Source organism: Verrucomicrobiia bacterium (assembly GCA_019634635.1).
Taxonomy (GTDB): Bacteria; Verrucomicrobiota; Verrucomicrobiia; order Limisphaerales; family UBA9464; genus UBA9464.
The window spans coordinates 1-16,200 of record JAHCBB010000008.1; the positions used below are offsets into that span (position 1 = coordinate 1).

Annotated in this window: 14 protein-coding genes; 8 read left to right on the forward strand and 6 right to left on the reverse strand. The window is 65.5% G+C overall.

Features of this window, described 5'->3' with window-relative positions; genetic code table 11:
* Together KF791_07195 and KF791_07200 are read left to right on the forward strand one after the other, a co-directional pair.
* Positions 1-661 (forward strand): hypothetical protein (locus tag KF791_07195; GenBank protein MBX3732366.1); only part of this gene is annotated, 661 nt, incomplete at its 5' end.
* A 133-nt stretch (positions 662-794) separates the two neighbouring features.
* Positions 795-1,793, forward strand: a complete 999-nt coding sequence (locus KF791_07200; protein ID MBX3732367.1) for a carboxypeptidase regulatory-like domain-containing protein — start codon at positions 795-797, stop codon at positions 1,791-1,793.
* A 23-nt stretch (positions 1,794-1,816) separates the two neighbouring features.
* Here the strand turns inward: KF791_07200 and KF791_07205 are convergent, their stop codons facing one another.
* Together KF791_07205 and KF791_07210 are read right to left on the reverse strand one after the other, a co-directional pair.
* Positions 1,817-2,629: an RNA pseudouridine synthase gene (locus tag KF791_07205; GenBank protein ID MBX3732368.1), complete on the reverse strand. Its 813-nt coding sequence runs from the start codon at positions 2,627-2,629 to the stop codon at positions 1,817-1,819.
* Position 2,630: 1 nt separating this feature from the next.
* The gene (locus tag KF791_07210; GenBank protein ID MBX3732369.1) at positions 2,631-4,283 is read right to left on the reverse strand and encodes a SurA N-terminal domain-containing protein; all 1,653 of its coding nucleotides are present in this window, start codon (positions 4,281-4,283) and stop codon (positions 2,631-2,633) included.
* Positions 4,284-4,439: 156 nt separating this feature from the next.
* Here KF791_07210 and KF791_07215 point away from each other — a divergent pair, with 156 nt between their 5' ends.
* Positions 4,440-6,353 (forward strand): ABC-F family ATP-binding cassette domain-containing protein, encoded by a 1,914-nt coding sequence (locus KF791_07215; GenBank protein MBX3732370.1) that lies wholly within the window; start codon positions 4,440-4,442, stop codon positions 6,351-6,353.
* Positions 6,354-6,357: 4 nt separating this feature from the next.
* Here KF791_07215 and KF791_07220 read toward each other — a convergent pair whose 3' ends face one another.
* Together KF791_07220 and KF791_07225 are read right to left on the reverse strand one after the other, a co-directional pair.
* On the reverse strand, positions 6,358-8,055 hold the full coding sequence (locus KF791_07220; protein MBX3732371.1) for a sugar phosphorylase: 1,698 nt from the start codon (positions 8,053-8,055) through the stop codon (positions 6,358-6,360).
* 15 nt (positions 8,056-8,070) lie between these two features.
* Positions 8,071-9,279, reverse strand: a complete 1,209-nt coding sequence (locus KF791_07225; protein MBX3732372.1) for a glycosyl transferase — start codon at positions 9,277-9,279, stop codon at positions 8,071-8,073.
* Positions 9,280-9,663: 384 nt separating this feature from the next.
* On the opposite strand from KF791_07225, the gene KF791_07230 reads away from it, so the two are divergent.
* The 3 genes from KF791_07230 to trmB are packed head-to-tail and all read left to right on the forward strand — an operon-like array spanning position 9,664 to position 12,443.
* Positions 9,664-10,488: an aspartyl/asparaginyl beta-hydroxylase domain-containing protein gene (locus KF791_07230; GenBank protein ID MBX3732373.1), complete on the forward strand. Its 825-nt coding sequence runs from the start codon at positions 9,664-9,666 to the stop codon at positions 10,486-10,488.
* 52 nt (positions 10,489-10,540) lie between these two features.
* On the forward strand, positions 10,541-11,728 hold the full coding sequence (locus KF791_07235; GenBank protein ID MBX3732374.1) for an FIST C-terminal domain-containing protein: 1,188 nt from the start codon (positions 10,541-10,543) through the stop codon (positions 11,726-11,728).
* A 28-nt stretch (positions 11,729-11,756) separates the two neighbouring features.
* On the forward strand, positions 11,757-12,443 hold the full coding sequence (gene trmB / locus KF791_07240) for a tRNA (guanosine(46)-N7)-methyltransferase TrmB (protein ID MBX3732375.1): 687 nt from the start codon (positions 11,757-11,759) through the stop codon (positions 12,441-12,443).
* A gap of 101 nt (positions 12,444-12,544) precedes the next feature.
* Here trmB and KF791_07245 read toward each other — a convergent pair whose 3' ends face one another.
* A complete protein-coding gene (locus tag KF791_07245; protein ID MBX3732376.1) occupies positions 12,545-12,838 on the reverse strand; it encodes a hypothetical protein in 294 nt (97 codons plus the stop codon).
* Positions 12,839-12,980: 142 nt separating this feature from the next.
* Between KF791_07245 and ruvA the strand changes: the two genes are divergently transcribed.
* Positions 12,981-13,598: a Holliday junction branch migration protein RuvA gene (ruvA, locus tag KF791_07250; GenBank protein MBX3732377.1), complete on the forward strand. Its 618-nt coding sequence runs from the start codon at positions 12,981-12,983 to the stop codon at positions 13,596-13,598.
* 2 nt (positions 13,599-13,600) lie between these two features.
* Complete coding sequence (locus KF791_07255) at positions 13,601-14,302, forward strand: lysophospholipid acyltransferase family protein (GenBank protein MBX3732378.1); 702 nt, start codon at positions 13,601-13,603, stop codon at positions 14,300-14,302.
* Here the strand turns inward: KF791_07255 and KF791_07260 are convergent.
* Positions 14,289-16,067: an SMP-30/gluconolactonase/LRE family protein gene (locus KF791_07260; protein MBX3732379.1), complete on the reverse strand. Its 1,779-nt coding sequence runs from the start codon at positions 16,065-16,067 to the stop codon at positions 14,289-14,291. The genes KF791_07255 and KF791_07260 overlap by 14 nt on opposite strands.
* Between the last annotated feature and the right edge of the window lie 133 nt (positions 16,068-16,200).

Here is a 16,200-nt window from a genome sequence, read left to right on the forward strand (position 1 = left end):
TGGCATGGTGGTCGCCAGCGCCCTGCGTCAGGGCATCCAGCCTTCGCGAACGCTCTACTTTCAAAGCGCAACGCCGGCCGGCATGTTTGACCTCAATCCAAACCTCGACCAGCAGGAACTGCTCCGTGCAGAAGCGCTGGCACCGACACAACTCAAGACCCCCGATCCCTATTTTCCTCACGGGGGCTATCGCGGCTTCTTGATTGGGGCTTCAGGCGAGGCGATTAACTATTATAATTCATTTGATTTTGCGCTCCAAACAGGCTCGTTTGCGTTCAACACCATTGATGCAAACTGGATCAAGAACCAGACACTGAAACCCCATCTTCCGGATGGCAACTTCGGGAGGGGCTATCTGTGGATAAAGGTGATGCCGACCTCAAGTCTGTTTCAGGGGTATCTCGGCATCCGCGCTTCGGCAATAAAGCTGCTTCGGCCAGTGACGGATCCTCATGAGACCCTGGCCTTCATCGCTCGGTCCAGGACCAGAGCGCTGGGGGCGGAGCCGGCGACCCGTGGTCCGTTTTCACAAAGCACTCAGATTAATTTGGAACAGTTCTCCTTCGATAGGACAAGAAGTGATCATAGCGGTCAGTTCACGAAGACGTTTCAGGAGACGATGGTCTTCTTCCGAGGTGTCGCCGTCAAACTTGAAGAATAATAACATGATATACGGAAAAGCTGCTACGGTACTTTTTAAATTCGCGTTGGTGGTTATTGCATGCTTTCTGATATGGAGATATTCCTCAGCTCATCCTCGAATCCTCCCTGGTGCATCACGCGGCCCTGCGGCGATGACGCGGGGACTCGCTTCAAATACGCCTTCACCCCGGATTCCCGAAATCCTCGATGAAGAGTTTCAGCGCGAGTGGAACGACAGGAACGCGCGACGCGAATCGCTTGAGGATCCAGAGTTCTTGAGATATTTTGAGAATTCTGTGAAGGACCGGTTCTATGACTGGCGTCAGCCGATCAGCTTCTGGGGAATCGTATTGGATGACCATGATGATCCAGTCCCGGGCGCACAGGTTCGTCTTGTCTGGTCCGATCTGTCGGTCGAGGGGACCAGCGAAACCTGGGTGGAAACGGATTCTCAGGGGCGCTTTCAGCTGCTGGGCAAGACGGGAAAGGGCATCAGCATTTCCGTGGAGAAGGACGGCTATCGCCGATGCCGCTGGGGGGTCATTGGTTTTGAGTATGCCAATCCGTCCGACCGGGCGTATCACCGCCCCGACCCGGAGCGTCCGGTGTTGTTTCGGCTGATCAAGCGTGGGCCGCCCGTTCCGCTGGTTCATCGGGAGCGCATGGAGTTTCGCCTCGCTGAGGACTCGGACCGGGTGCATTTGGACCTGATGGGGCAGCGGGCCGTGGGTCCGGAGGAGTCCGGGGTGGACTTGGTGGTCGCGGCGGAGACCGGCCCCGTTCGCTGGGAGCGCAACCGGGCGTGGTTCGACTGGAGGGTGGTGCTGTCCGTTCCCGATGGCGGCCTGCAGCCGGGCTCGGAGTGCCCGCCGTCCGCTCCGGAAGACGGCTACGTTCCCCAGTTGGAGTTCTCGGGCCGGGTGGAAGGCGGCTTTCCGCGAGACGAGGTGGACGGTTGGTTCTTCATGAAATCCCGCGGCGGAAACAACGTGACCCGGATCTGCCTTGGCGTGGATTGCGCTCCGCAGGGTGGCGGCCGTCCGAGGGTGAAGGTGCGGGAATACAGCCTCAACCCCGCGGGCTCGCTGAATCTGGAGTTCTATCCGGAGATGAACATCGAGGAGCGATACTACGTTCCGGTGGGTCGCTGAGCCGCGGGGCCGGCCGCCATGGTTCACGCCGGAATCGAGGCAAATCGTCGGAGATACTTCAGGGCGACCTGCAGTTCTCGCGGCCATGGGGCTTCAATGCAAAGCGCGCCGCCGGTGACCGGGTGCGGCAACTCCAGCCGCCACGCATGCAGGGCCATCGAGGCAATCAACGGGCGCTCCGGCACCGCGGGACGCTGGCGGTAGCCCGGCTTGAGCGAGGACAGATAAAGGAGCCCGCCTCCATAAGTGCGGTCGCCGAGGATGGGCAGGCCTGCGTGTTTTAGATGCACACGGATCTGATGGGTGCGCCCCGTATGCGGCTGCGCCTCCAGCAGGGTGTGGCCGGGGAACGATTCCAGGATCCGGAATTCGGTTGCCGACTTCTTGCCGTGGCGCGCGATCCGCATGAGGCCCGGATGATACCGGTCGGCGGCAAGCGGTTTCTCAACCGAGAACGTTTCCGCAGCCGGGCGGCCCTGAGCCAGCGCCACGTAGTACTTCTTGGGAATCTCGGATCCGAAATGGTTGGCCAGCACCACGAGGGCATCGCGGCATTTTGCGAGGAGGAACACCCCGGTCGTCTCAAAGTCGAGGCGATGGGCATTGGCGAGATAGGTGAGGCCCCGGGACGCGGCCCACGGCCGGCCCGCGGCCACACCCTCGTGCAGCAGGCGCATCAGGTTCGGTCTCGCCGGGTCATAGCGATCGGGCGAACTAAGGAGCCGGGCCGGCTTGTCCAGTGCCAGCAGGTGTTCGTCCTCGTACAACACCGGCACCGCCCACGACAGACCGTGCGCCGGCGCCGAGAGTCGGATGACCGGCGGCGCCGGCTTCATGTCACAGCGGGAGGTTTTCCACCAGGGTTGCGATCCCCGACTGCTTCATCTGGTCGGCAAACCACACCCGGAAGGCGTCCTCCTCCCGCGCCTGACGTTGCTCGGCAAGAAATCCATTGAGCGCGGCCCGGGTCAGTTCGTCCTCCACGGCCCGACGCTCGCGGACCCGCAACAGGAAGCCCCCCCGTTCGGTGGGGATGAACGACGAAAGCGAGCCCACCGCGTTGGTCGAGGCGACCTGTTTCACGAGCGCCGGATTGAGGCTCGATTCGAGGCCGGGTATGGCCGGCGAGCTCAGCGTGAAGGAGACCTCCGCAAGGCGTATCGGCTGCCCGGAGGCGGCATCCTCCAGGGATTTCCCGTCGGCGAGGGCGCCCGAAGCCGCGACAAAGAATTCCTGACCGGCAGTTCGGGCGGCCACCGCGGACTGCACTTCCCGGAAATCGCTTTCCACGCGCAACCGGATGGACTCCAACGGCGGAATCGTGCTGGGAATGCGCTCGGTGAGCGCAGCGACCACGACCCCGCGCGCGCCCTCCATGGGCGGCGTGAACGGCTGGTCCGGGCCTATCCGGCCCATGGCGGACGCCAGATCCCGGATGTCCTCCAATCCGAAGGGACGCCCGCCCTCGGGAAACGGCGGGGTGGTCTCGACGGAGAGCTCCTTCGCGGCGGCAAGGACGGCGAGGTTGGACGCCGCGACCGGCTCCATCTGGCCGAGCTCATTGGCAAAAACGACCGCGTTGCTGAGCGCAATCTGGCCGGCCACCTGTCGCACGAAATTTTCCCGGATCTTCTCGAGGGCGGCCTCCTTGCCAAGGACGTTGTTGGCATCGTCCCGAAACGCATCGGCGCCCCGTTGCTGGTAGAGTTGCTCCACCTGCCCCGCGACCTCCGGCCTTCCCGCGATGAATTCCTCCGCCTCGACCAGGTGGTTCGTCGTCGCGAAGCGCACATAGGTCAGGGTCGCGCGTTCCGGAATCCGGTATTCGGCGAGCCGGTTGGTGAAGAACATCCCCAGGGCGGCATCGTCCACCACGACCGATGCCAGGAAGTTGGACGAAGGGAAGGACGCGACGGTGACGTCAAACCGCTCGTTGACCCGGCGAAACTCGTCCTCGGCTTCCTGCGGGGTCACCAGGCGTCCCGGCACGCTCATGAGCCGTTCCAGCTGCTGCAGGGCGACCTCCTGCCGGACGAAACTCACGAAATCCGCCTCCGTGAAGCCGGCGGGCCGGAGGGAATTCTGGATGAAGGCGTTGTAATTGAACTGGCCGGTCTGAGGGTCGCGGAGGTATGCACGGATCCATTGGGCGACAGCCTCGTCGCTTACCTCGATGCCGAGCTCCCGGCGCCGGGTTTCGATCAGGAGCCGTTTTGCGAGTTCCTGCTTGCGATTGAAGCCCATCCGGGCCGCCTGTCCCGACCGGTAGGCCTCCCCAAAGCGGAGGTAGCCGCTCAGGTCGGCAAGATGCAGTTGTGTCCGCAATTCGGAGTCGCTGACCGGCCTGCCGTCCACGACGCCGCGGGTCGCGGAGCCGCCCCCCCTTCCCAGGCTCTGGTTGGGACTGAAAAAGAAGACGAAGGAGACGATCACAAACGCAATGATCACCACCCACAGCCAACGCTGGTGCTTTCGTATTGTGCCAAACATGGCGGGAAAACCGAAGTGCTCGGAGCCGGCAAACCTAGCGAGGCGCCGAAAACCCGGTCAAACGGTATTTCCGGTCACCTCGCAGGGCCCGGGGAGTCCAAACCGCGCGTCTCGCCACTCGACAGGCGATGCGGGGTCCGTCCAACTGGAGGTCTGATGCGTGCCGCCAACCCGTCGCTGCTGTCCGCCAACGAACTGACCCTGGCCTACGGGCACCAGGTGCTGCTCGCGGGCGTCACCCTGGCCGTCGCCCCGGGCGAAAAAGTGGGGCTTGTCGGCCGGAATGGCTGCGGCAAGACCAGCCTGTTGAAGATCCTTTCCGGCGAACAGGAGGCCGACTCGGGGGAGATTTCACGCCGCCGGGGACTGCGGGTCGGTTACCTGCCGCAGGAATTTGAACTGGATGGCACCCGGACCGTCCGGGAGAACATTGAGGCTGGCGCCTCCGACCTCATCGGATGGCTGCGGCGCTACGAGGAGGGCGACGGTTCCGATGCAGCGCTCTCGGAGTTGCTCGAGAAGATCCAGCATGCCGACGGATGGAACCTGGAGTCACGCATCCGTGCCGAGGCCAGCGCACTGGGCGTGGCCCCGCTGGATTCGTTGGTGGGCCGCTTGTCGGGCGGCGAAAAGCGCCGGGTCGCCCTGTGTCGTGCGCTGGCCGCGCAACCCGACCTGCTGCTGCTGGATGAACCCACCAACCATCTCGATGCGGAGTCCATCCGGTGGCTGGAGGACTGTCTCCGGAACTTCCCCGGGGCGGTCATCTTCGTGACCCATGACCGCTATTTTCTCGACGTGATTGCCACGCGGATCATGGAGCTTTCGGACGGACGGGTCTTCTCCCACCCCGGGAACTACACCGCATTCCTTGAGGCGAAATCCCTGCGCCAGCAAATCACCGGACAGTCCGAACGCCGGCGTCAGCGTTTTCTCCGCGCGGAACTCGAATGGGTGAAGGCCGGGGTGCGGGCCCAGCGGTCCAAGGCCCGGCACCGGTTGGACACCTACTACGCCACCGCCGGCATGGAGGCGCCGCCGGAGGAGCGCGAAATGGACCTCCTGATCCCGCCGGCGCCCGACATGGGGAATGTGGGCGTCGAACTCACCGGCGCCGGCGCGAGGGTTCCCGGGGACGGCCCGGACCGCTGGCTGTTTCGCGATCTCACCGTTTCGCTCAGGGCCGGACAATGCACAGGCGTCATCGGTCGCAACGGCGTGGGCAAGACCACCCTGCTCCGGCTGTGTCTCGGGGAACGCCCGGCGGACGAGGGCGACGTGCGCATCGGGAAGAAGGTGATCTTCAATTACATTGACCAGGTGCGGATGCAGCTGGATCCCGCCAAAACCGTCCTGGAGGAGATCGCGGACGCCGATGAAACCGTGATGTTCGGCGGCAAAGGCCTGAGCGTCCGGGGCTATCTGCGCCGCTTCCTGTTTGCCGACGACCGGGTTCACGAGGTCGTCGGCAAGCTGTCCGGCGGGGAACGGGCCCGCCTGATGCTGGCCAAGGTGCTCAAGCGCGGCGGCAATCTGTTGGTCCTTGATGAACCCACGAACGACCTCGATCTCCCAAGCCTTCGGATGCTGGAGGAGGCCCTCGTGCGCTTCGACGGCGCCGTACTGGTGGTGAGCCACGACCGGTATTTCCTCGACCGGATTTGCGACCAGGTTGTGGCCTTCGAGGACGACGGTCTCGTCATCCAGCAGGGCAACTACTCCTATTACCTCGAGAAGAAGAAGGACCGCGACCAGCAGGCGAGGGCAGTCGCTCCGGTGGCCACCCCACGGACCGCCACGTCGCCACCGCTTCGGACGCCCCCCGGTCCGGTGCCGCCAAAGCCCCGCAAGCTGACCTTCAAGGAGCAGCGGGAACTCGAGGGCATTGAAGCGGCAATCCACGAGGCCGAAACCAGGGTGCGAACACTGGAGGCAACCTTCGATGACCCGGCGACGTACACCACGCGCGCCGCAGAGGTGCCGGCAATGCTGTCCGAACTGGAAGACGCAAAAGCCGGGGTGGCACGGCTCTACGAACGCTGGGCAGCCCTGGAGCGTGTGGGATCGTAGCCGCCTATGCGCCTGCGCGGGGAGCCACCGTGGAGTCCGGGTGGTCCATCCAGAGGTGTTCGTATGCGCCCAACGTCACTCGTTGCGGGACGCCGGGAGCCTCCAATGTCACCGGGGTGACGCCCACGTTGTGCAGGGCAAGCACGGTTGAACCCGTGCGCGGACACCGGCGCTCCACGGCAAAGACCTGGGGATGCAGATCGCGAACCGCCTGGCTCGACGCGGGTGCAAATGCCGGTCGCCGGCCGCGCTCGGTGATCAGGCCACACATCGCCCGGAAGACGCGGTGCCGAAGATTTTCCGGATCCGCCAGTGCCGCCTCCAGCGGACCGCGCACAAGACGCTCCCGGTTGATCCGGCGGGCGATGCCGGTGGCGTCCGCCGCCGCACGGTCGCCCCGGGAACCCAACAGGGAATGGACGTAGATTCCAGGGACACCCGCGAGGGAAAGCTGGATGGCATGGGCGCAAAGGTGGCGGCGGATCTGGAGCTCCAGCGGCTCGCGGCCCCCGGGATCCGACAGGGCATCAAAGTAATTGATGTTCATCTCGTACGGCGCGGTGGAGCCGTCCGGGAGATGCTTCAGCGAGATCAGGCCTCCATGCCTCATGGTGCGGTCCACCAGCGACCCGATCGCGCCGTCGGACAGGAGGCCACGTACGGGGTTGAGTCCGATGCCGTCGTGAGAGGCCAGAAAATTGAAGAAGGTGACATCGCCGTCCGGCAACCGGAGCGCGGCGGCCCAGCGGCTGAGATCCGACGCGTCTCCCGTGGCCAGGCTGTGCAACACGAGCGGGGGGAGGGCAAAGTTGTACACCAGATCCGCCTCATCGGTGCCGTCACCGAAGTACGCGATGTTGTCGGCATGCGGCACATTGGTCTCGGTGATCAGCCGGACGCCGGGGGCCACATCGGCAAGCACCGAGCGGAAACACCGGATGATCGCATGGGTCTCCGGCCGGTGAATGCAAGAGGTGCCGATCTCCTTCCAGAGGAAGGCAATGGCGTCCAGCCGGACGTATCGGGCACCCTGGCTGACGTAAAACAGCAGCACGTCCAGCACCGCGAGCAGGACCTTCGGGTTCCGAAAATTCAAATCCACCTGGTCCGCACTGAACGTCGTCCAAACCCGGTGCCGCGCCGACGCGCCCTCAAACTCCGTGATCAACGGCAGCGCCCGAGGACGCACCACCTGGGACAGGTCCGGCTCGCCCTCGACCGTCACGAAGAAATCCTCAAACTCCGGATCGCCTGCCAGGAACTGCTCGAACCACCGGCTGCCCGCGGAAAGGTGGTTGAAAACCGCGTCCAGCATCAGGTCAAACTCGCGGCCGATCCGGGCGACATCCTCCCACTCCCCACACGCGGGATCCACGGCGCGGTAGTCCTTCACCGAGAAGCCGTCATCGGAGGACCACGGATAAAACGGCAGCAGGTGGATGCCCTGAACAACGCCGCGCAGGTGGCACGCCGCGAATTCTGCGAGGGTCCGGAGCGGCGCCACGCCGGATTCCCGGATCTGGTCCGCATAGGTGATGAGCACCACATCCCGCTCCCCAAGGGGCGCTCGCGCCCGGGCGGCCGGCAGGGTGGCGAGGCGCGGGCGCCAATGCTCGATGAGCCGCCCGATCTGCGGCAGCAGCCGCCGGGAGGCCGTCTCGCCGTACACGGAGATCAGCAGCGGCTCCAGGAAAGCGGGCATGGGGGGACCGAAGGGCTACGCGTTGTCCAACCGGACCGCTTCGCGAAACTCCTCCATGAGGTTGGGAAGCGCGGACTGCACACGGTTCCAGTTGGGAATCAGCGGCGTGCCCAGGGGATCGTTCGTGAAGCCCCGGGCCGCCATCCGGACGCTCTTGGCGAAGGTCGCCACCGCCTGCTCTTCCTCATGGCGATCGTAGACCAGCCCGTTGATCGCGGCGTCGGCATTGTAGTGACGGAGGGTGTCCTCGGCCTTCCGCACAAAGGCGCTGAGCAGGGTGTCGAACAGTCCGGCGTCCAGCTTGATCCCCTCCGCAGCCATCACGCGAAAGATCGTCTTGGTCACGTCCACCGCCATCTTGTTGAGCCCCTTTTCGGGATCGCGGATGGACAGTTCCTGATGCTTGTGGTCGAAGCGCTCGGTGAGTTCGCTCTGGCAGATGGCCCGTGCGGCGGAGTTGCGGAACACCTCGGCGAGCATGCCCACCTCGAGGCCCCAGTCCGATGGCACCCGCACCCGGCGCACGAGGTCGAGGTCCAGGCACATCTCCCCCGACAGCGGATAGCGGAAGGTGTCGAGATAGACGAGCAGGGGCTGGAGCCCGAGAATGGACTCCAGGGAGCGCATCAGCGGGGTGAACAGAAGCCGCATGACCCGCCCGTGGAGCCGGTGGGTGTACCGCGCCGAATACCCCTTGCAAAAATCGAACCCGAGGTGGGGATGGGCCACCGGATAGCACAAACGGGCCAGCAGCTCCCGGTTGTAGGTCGTGATGTCGCAGTCATGACACGCGACCATGGCGGACCGCTCATTGGCCAGCACGTAGCCGAAACAGGTCCAGACGTTCCGCCCCTTCCCCGTCGGCCCGATATCGAGGTCGGCCTCCTGGAGTTGCTCGAAGATCCGCTGCATGCGCGGGCCGTTGTTCCAAAGAAGCGCCGGCGGTTCGGGCAGAATGCTGAAGATTTTGCGGGCCCGCCGCCATTCCCGGGGGGTTGCACCGTCAATGCCCACGACAATCTCCCGCAGATACTTCGCACCGCGAAGTTCCTTGAGGATGTTGCGTAGTGCGGGTGTTCCGAGTTCGCGGACATGGCAGGGCAGGACCAGGGCGATCGGCGTGTCCTTTGCAAATTCACAAAGCTCGGACTCGAGCCGCGCCAGGTTGGTGGGACCCAGCCGGTGGAGCGTCGCAATGGCTCCAGTCTGGAAGAAATCGGACATGGCGTCGGTCTCGGGATGGGGCCACTGAACGGGGACAATGCCAGGCACTGGGGGATGGCGGCCCGACCATCACCAATCACCTCCGCCAGCACCCGCTGACGGACCCGGTCCAGGCTCCAAAAATGAGCGCCCGGAAACCCGACCGTCCCCCGCCCGGCATGCCACCGTCAAGTCACTCCCCGGAAAAATCCCGGGCTGCGAACGGCGGGAACCCACGGTCCATCCTGCACGGGCGCGGCGTCACCGTGAACGGTCCCGGAAGTCCCCCGGGATTGGCGCGATGCGCCGGGCAACACCCAGGATCTTGTTCACCGTGCGGGGGTTTTGTTACGATTGGGAATCCGACGGCGGCTTGCCCGAGCCTCCGTCCCAATCGTCCTGTACATGACCACTGTTTCCGCATCCACACCGGCAGCGCCGGAAGCGTCCGTGACGCCCGCTCCGTCGAACGACCTGCGTCACCGTCGCCACACGCTGCGCACGGATCGCAACGGGCTTCAGCGCCTGGGCCTGACCCTGCAGCACTGGCTCGAAAACCGCCTTGCCGCGGCCTCGCCCCTCGGGGATCCGCACATTTATGACAGCCGTGACTTTCCGTGGGCGGCGGCGATTGAGCGGGAGTGGGGCGCGGTGAGGAAGGAGCTGGATGCGGTCATGGTGTTCCGGGACCAAATGCCCAGCTTCCAGGACATCCTGAAGGAGGTCGGGGCCATCCAGTCCGACCATCACTGGAAGACCTTCTTTCTTGCCGGCATCGGCATGGACTGCTCGGAGAACGCGAAGCGCTGCCCGGAGACGATGCGTCTGCTCGGCCGGATCCCGGGCATGACCACCGCATTTTTTAGCATCCTGTACCCGGGCAAACACATCCCGGCGCACCGCGGGGCGTGGAACGGGATCCTGCGGCTGCACCTGGGATTGATGGTCCCCGAGCCCCGTGAGCGGGTGAGGATCCGCGTCGGGAATGATTTCTACACGTGGCGCGAGGGGGAGGCGTTCATCTTTGACGACACCTTTAATCACGAGGTGTGGAATGACACCGACGGCTACCGGGTGGTGCTGTTCGTGGACTTCGCCCGTCCCCTCCGCCAGCCGTGGCGCTGGATCAACGAGCGCCTGCTTCGCTGGGGCGCCCTGGCGCCCTTCCTGCGGGAGGCGGGCGAGAAGCAGAAACAATGGCAGGACCTCTTCTGGAGCCGTCGCCGTTGAACACGCTCCGGTGCTTCCTTGCAGCGGGAATGGGTCTCACTACGTTGGCCGCATGAGGAACCGGTACTCGGTGACGGCCCATTTCGCCGGGGAATGGGATGAGACGCGTGTCCGCCGCTGGGCGGAGGCGACGCGCGCCCGTCTCGATGCCCCCTCGGTCTCCCTCGGACTGGTGTTCATGACACCCCAGTTCTTTGAAATGGCCTCCGAGGTGCTGGAGCTTCTCCGCGTCCACGCCCGGATCCCCCTGCTCGCCGGCTGCTCCAGCCAGAGCCTCATCGCCAACGGCGAGGAACTTGAGGACCAGGCCGGCATTGTCCTGCAACTGTTCCACCTGCCCGATGCCCGGCTCCAGATCACCCGCTTCGAGCAGGAGGATCTTGAGACCCTGCCGTCCGGGATTTCCTGGCCCGGACGCACCGGGATCGCGGCGGCCACCGTCCGGGGCTGGATTGCCTTCGCCGACCCGTTTCACCTGGATCCCGAGGCGTGGCTCCAATCGTGGAACGACGGGTATCCCGGCAAACCCGTGGTGGGCGGTCTTGCCAGCGGATTGTTCGAACCCCGGCGGACCCAGGTGTACCTGGACGGCAAGGTCTTCGAGGAGGGCGGTGTCGCCGTGGCCGTGGGCGGGGACGTGCGCCTGGAGACGATGGTCTCCCAGGGGTGCACGCCGATTGGAGCGCCGTGGACGATCACCAAGGCCGACCGGAACCTGATCCTCACCATCGCCAACCGCCCGGCGTACAGCGTGCTGCGCGACACCTTCAACGGCCTGTCTGAGTCCGACCAGGCCCGCGCCCAACACAACTTGTTTGTGGGTTTCGCCAGCAACGAATATCGGGAGGAGTTTGGTCCCGGCGATTTTCTGGTCCGAAACCTCCTTGGGGCCGACCAGGACCGGGGCATCCTGGCCGTCGGGGCGGTGCCCCGCACCGGGCAGACGATCCAGTTCCATCGCCGCGACGCTGCCACCGCCGCTGCAGACCTCGCGGCCTGCCTTGAGGAGACACGGGGCCGCATCCACGGGCTCACCGTGTACGGCGGCCTCCTGAGCGTGTGCAACGGTCGTGGCCGCCGGCTCTTCGGGCGCCCCAACCACGACGCCGGGCTGATCCAGGAGCAGTTGGGACCGCTGCCGGTTGCCGGATTTTTTTGCAACGGCGAAATCGGCCCGGTCGGCGGACACAACTGCCTCCATGGTTACACGGCGTCCCTCGGCCTGCTGGTCCGGGACTGACTGCCGCCGGATTCCCCCGCGCGATCTTATGCTGCTGCCCGGAACCCGTCTGCCCGACGCGGACACCGACTGGATCCTGCGTCCCGACATCATGCAGCGGCTGGACCTCCGGGCGGTCTTCGGCAATGCGAACCCGGTCGAGATGGAGCTCGGGGCCGGTGACGGCTCCTTCCTCGCCCAACGCGCCGCGGCACACCCCGGGCGCAACTTCCTCGGGGTTGAGCGGTTGCTGGGTCGTCTGAGGAAACTGGACCGCAAGGCCCGTCGCGCGGGACTGCAGAATGTGCGTTGTCTTCGTCTGGAGGCGGCCTACGCACTGGAATGGATGATGCCGCCGGGTGGTCTGGACGTGCTGCATGTGTACTTTCCCGATCCGTGGCCCAAGCGGCGTCACTGGAAGCGACGATTGGTCAACCGTTCGTTTGCGCTGCTGGCAGCCGCCGCTCTGGGCCCCGGAGGTCAGGTGTATCTGCGGACCGATCACGCGGGCTACTTCGAGGCGATCCTGGAGGCGTTTGCAGGCTTGCCGGAATTCGGCCCGACCACCGTCCCACCCGACTTGGAGGTCTTGGAAACCGATTTCGAGCGGGAGTTCCGCGCCCGGGGCATTCCCACGCATCACGCGGCCTTCGAGCGGATGCCTGGACATGGCGATGCTGTGGGGAGGAAGGCGGGTGTGCCCCGGATTTCCGCGCAGGACGAGGAGGGGGAGTGAACGATGGGCGAATCGGAACCGCGATCCGTAACGAAAGACCCACGGAGCCCCGGACCGGACCGATACAGCACGCGCGACCGACGCTCCTGCGTTGTCAAAGCTCAGTCCCCGAGCAGGCTGCGCAGTGTCGCCCGGGCTTCATCCGCCCGCGGATTGACCCCCGGAGTATTCCAGGAGCGCAGCGCAAAATCGAAGTACTCGCAGAAATTGGCCTGCTCCTTCGCTTCCACCGGGTCGGCTCTGCCGTCGCGACACTGGTGGGCTGATCTTGAGTCATAGTAGGCACAATTCAGACAGACCCTCAGGTCGGCACGACACTGGGGACAGGTTTCGCTGCGTCCTGGCAGGTCGCGAAACGCCCATTCCCAGCCACAGCGATGACAATGACGTGTCATGTCGCGACCCTACCCAAATCACTCCGTCGTTCAATGTCCGACGGAAACCGCGCCGGTTCGCCCGCCTGGCGGCGGCGTCCGCCGCCAGCGACATCCTTCCCCTTTCGGATTCTGTGGCTCAGGCTGACGGCGTCGCAGGGAAATGATCACCTTTTTGCATGGCACTCTGGTCGAGGCGCATCCCACCCAGGTTACGGTGGCGGTCCACGGCGTGGGCTACGAGGTGCTGATCCCATTGTCGTCCTTCGAACGTCTGCCGGCGCCTGGCAAGGACGTTCACCTGTTGACCCACCTGGCGATCCGCGAGGACGCCCACCAGTTGTACGGTTTTCTCACGGCCCCGGAGCGGGATCTGTTCCGTCTGCTGATCCACACGGTGTCCGGCATCGGCCCAAAACTGGCGCTCAATGTCCTCAGCGGCATGAGCGTGAGCGGGTTCTCCGGAGCGGTGGCGTCCGGCGATTTCAAGGCCCTCGCGGGCATCCCGGGTGTCGGACGCCGGACGGCGGAACGGATCGTGGTTGAACTGAAGGACAAGCTGGGGGGATTTGGCGGAGGAGCGGTTCCATCGGCTGCCGCCGGGGCATCGGGGGTGATGCCGGGCGGCGATCCGCGGTTGAACGACGCGGTGGCGGCGCTGGTGTCGCTTGGATTCAAGCCCGCCGAGGCGCTGACCGCGGCACGCGCTGCCATCGCCATGTTGGGCGACGGGGCCACGGTGGAGCAGCTTCTGAGGGCCTGCCTGAAACGGCCGGGATGACCATGGAAGCGTCCAGTGCTGCCCGGCGGCGCCCGGCAACCCCCACCACGCCGCATCCCCCGACGACCGGAGGACGTCTCGTCGCGCGTTTTGCCTGGCTGGTGGCGTTATCCGTCAGCCGGACCCTGCGCTGGCGGTTCGAAGACCGCTCGGGGCTGTTCGGGCCGGGCACCCGGCAGCACGCCGTGTTCGCCATCTGGCACAACCGCCAGTTGCTCGCGCCCGAGGTCTACCGGCGTTACTTCGGCATGATGGGTCCCGGACGACGCCTGGCCGCGCTGGCCAGCGCCAGTCGCGATGGCGCGATTGCGGCGCGCATTCTTGAGCTGTTCGAAGTGCGGGCGGTCCGCGGATCCTCCAGTCGCCGCGGCGCGGCGGCGTTGTCGGAAATGATCACCCTGGCCCGCGAAGGGCACGACATTGCCGTCACGCCCGACGGCCCGCGCGGGCCGCGGTATCGCGTGCTGCCCGGAGCCATTGCCGTGGCCCAGCACACCGGACTCCCCCTCGTCCCCATTGCGCTGAACTTCAGCCGGAAACGCGTGCTGCCCAGCTGGGACGGCTTCCAGATTCCGATGCCGTTCGCTCACTGCGCGGTCATCGCCGGCGCCCCCGAATGGGTGCCCCGGGACCTAAGTGCCCCGGCGCTGAAGGAACACACCGCACGGCTCGAGCGGCGCCTCCTTGAGATCACGGAGGATTGATCCCGGCGCCGGTGGCCAGGGTCTTGCGGCGGAACACGCCATCGCTGCTGCAGACATACAGGTAGGCCCGGCCGGGCCCCGCAAAGGCGCAGCTGACCGTCGCCTTGTCCTGGGGACGCGACACCACACCGCCCAACCGGCCCTGTGTGTCAAACACCTGAATGCCCGCATGACTGGTGATCCACGGGCGCCCGGCGGCGTCCACGGTCATGCCGTCCCCGCCGCTGTCGGAACGTCCCACCGGACTCCGGAGTTCCAGGCTGCGCTCGCCACCCGTCAGGTTGCCCGAGGCATCCACGAGAAAGGTCCAGGCATTGGTGCCGCCATATTCACTGACGTAGAGGGTGCGTTGGTCGGGGCTCAAGGCGATGCCGTTGGGCTTGTTGATGCCACCGGCCACCGGGGCCGGACGCGACAGGGATCGCGCGGTGATGGGGACCCGTACCACCTGGCCGGCACCGGTGTCGGTGAAATAGATGAACCCGGCCCGTGACACCACGAGGTCGTTGGGCTGCACGTCGGTGGCGATGACCTCCACCCCCCCGGTCCCGGGATCCATGGCCACGATCCGCTTTTCCCGGGCGTCGCCCTGCGTGGCCGCGTAGAGGCGGCCGTCGGGGCCAAACTGGTGTCCGCTCACCTTGGGCCCGCCCTCCAGCCAGGCCACCGGCCGGGATTCCCCGACGCCAAGGCGGTACAGGATGTTGTTGCCCAAATCGCTGAAGTAGAAGTTGCCCTCGGCGTCACTGCACGCGGCATCGGTGAACCCGAAGCCGTCGGCCACCAGCTCCCAGTCCCCGGGATTTCCGCCGTCCGGCAGCAGCTTGGAGAGGGCCTCGTCCCCCGCGAGATTGTCACGGGTCTCCGGTTTTGGCGGGTTTGCGGACTCCGCACGCCACAACCATCGCAGGGCCTCGGGGAGAATGGCGCCGCCGTGCCGGCCGTTGTGGCCGCCGTCCCCAAACTCAAACCGGAAATCATAACCGGCAAAGGCAAGCGCACTGGCCATCTGCTGATTGGCCAGCGGCCAGTTGCCATGAAGGTTGTTGAGGTCATTGCTGCCGTCCTGGAGGAAGACCCGCACCGGCTTCCGCTCGGTCTTGCGAATGAGGGCCGGGTACACGTGGCCCCCGCGAATGTTGGTGAAGCTGCCGATCTGGGACAGCACCTTCCGGAACTGGTCCGGACGCTCCCAGGCCACGGTCCACGCGCAGATGCCGCCGCTGCTCATGCCGGCGATGCCGCGCCGTTCGGGGTCGGTGCTGAGATTGAGCCCGTACCGGTTGGTGACATAGGGTAGCAATTCCTCCACCAGGAAGCGTGCGTAGTCCCCTCCGAGGGAATCATATTCGAAGCTGCGATTGTTGCGGTTGCCCCAGCCGTCGGCTGCGGGACCGTCTTCCCCGCGGTGCCCCGGATTGACGAAAACGGCCACCATCACCGGCAGCTCGCCCCGTGCGATGAGATTGTCGAGCACGACCGGAACGCGCTGCTGGCCATTGGTGGACACGTAGGCGTGCCCGTCCTGAAACACCATCAGCGCGGCGGGGCTGGCGGGATCGTATTGGGCAGGGATGTACACCCATCCGGCGCGACGCGTCTCCGGGAAGATTCTGGAGTCGGCAAAGGTGAAGGACTCCACGCGCCCGACGGGAATGCCGGACCCACGCGTCGTCGAGTCGGGACCCAGCGGATAATCATCCACGCCCAACGCGACGATGGGAATCAGTGCGGCGGCGAACCGGAGGCGACGGAGGAAGTGCATGGGGCAAGGCTGCCGCGACGCCGGAGTGCGGGCAAGGGGTTCGGCGGGGGGTGTCGCGTCTCGTTGAAGCGGTCCCCCACGGGCCAGGTCGCGCGATCCGACGCCCCGCCGCCACCCGCCTCCCAACTGAGCC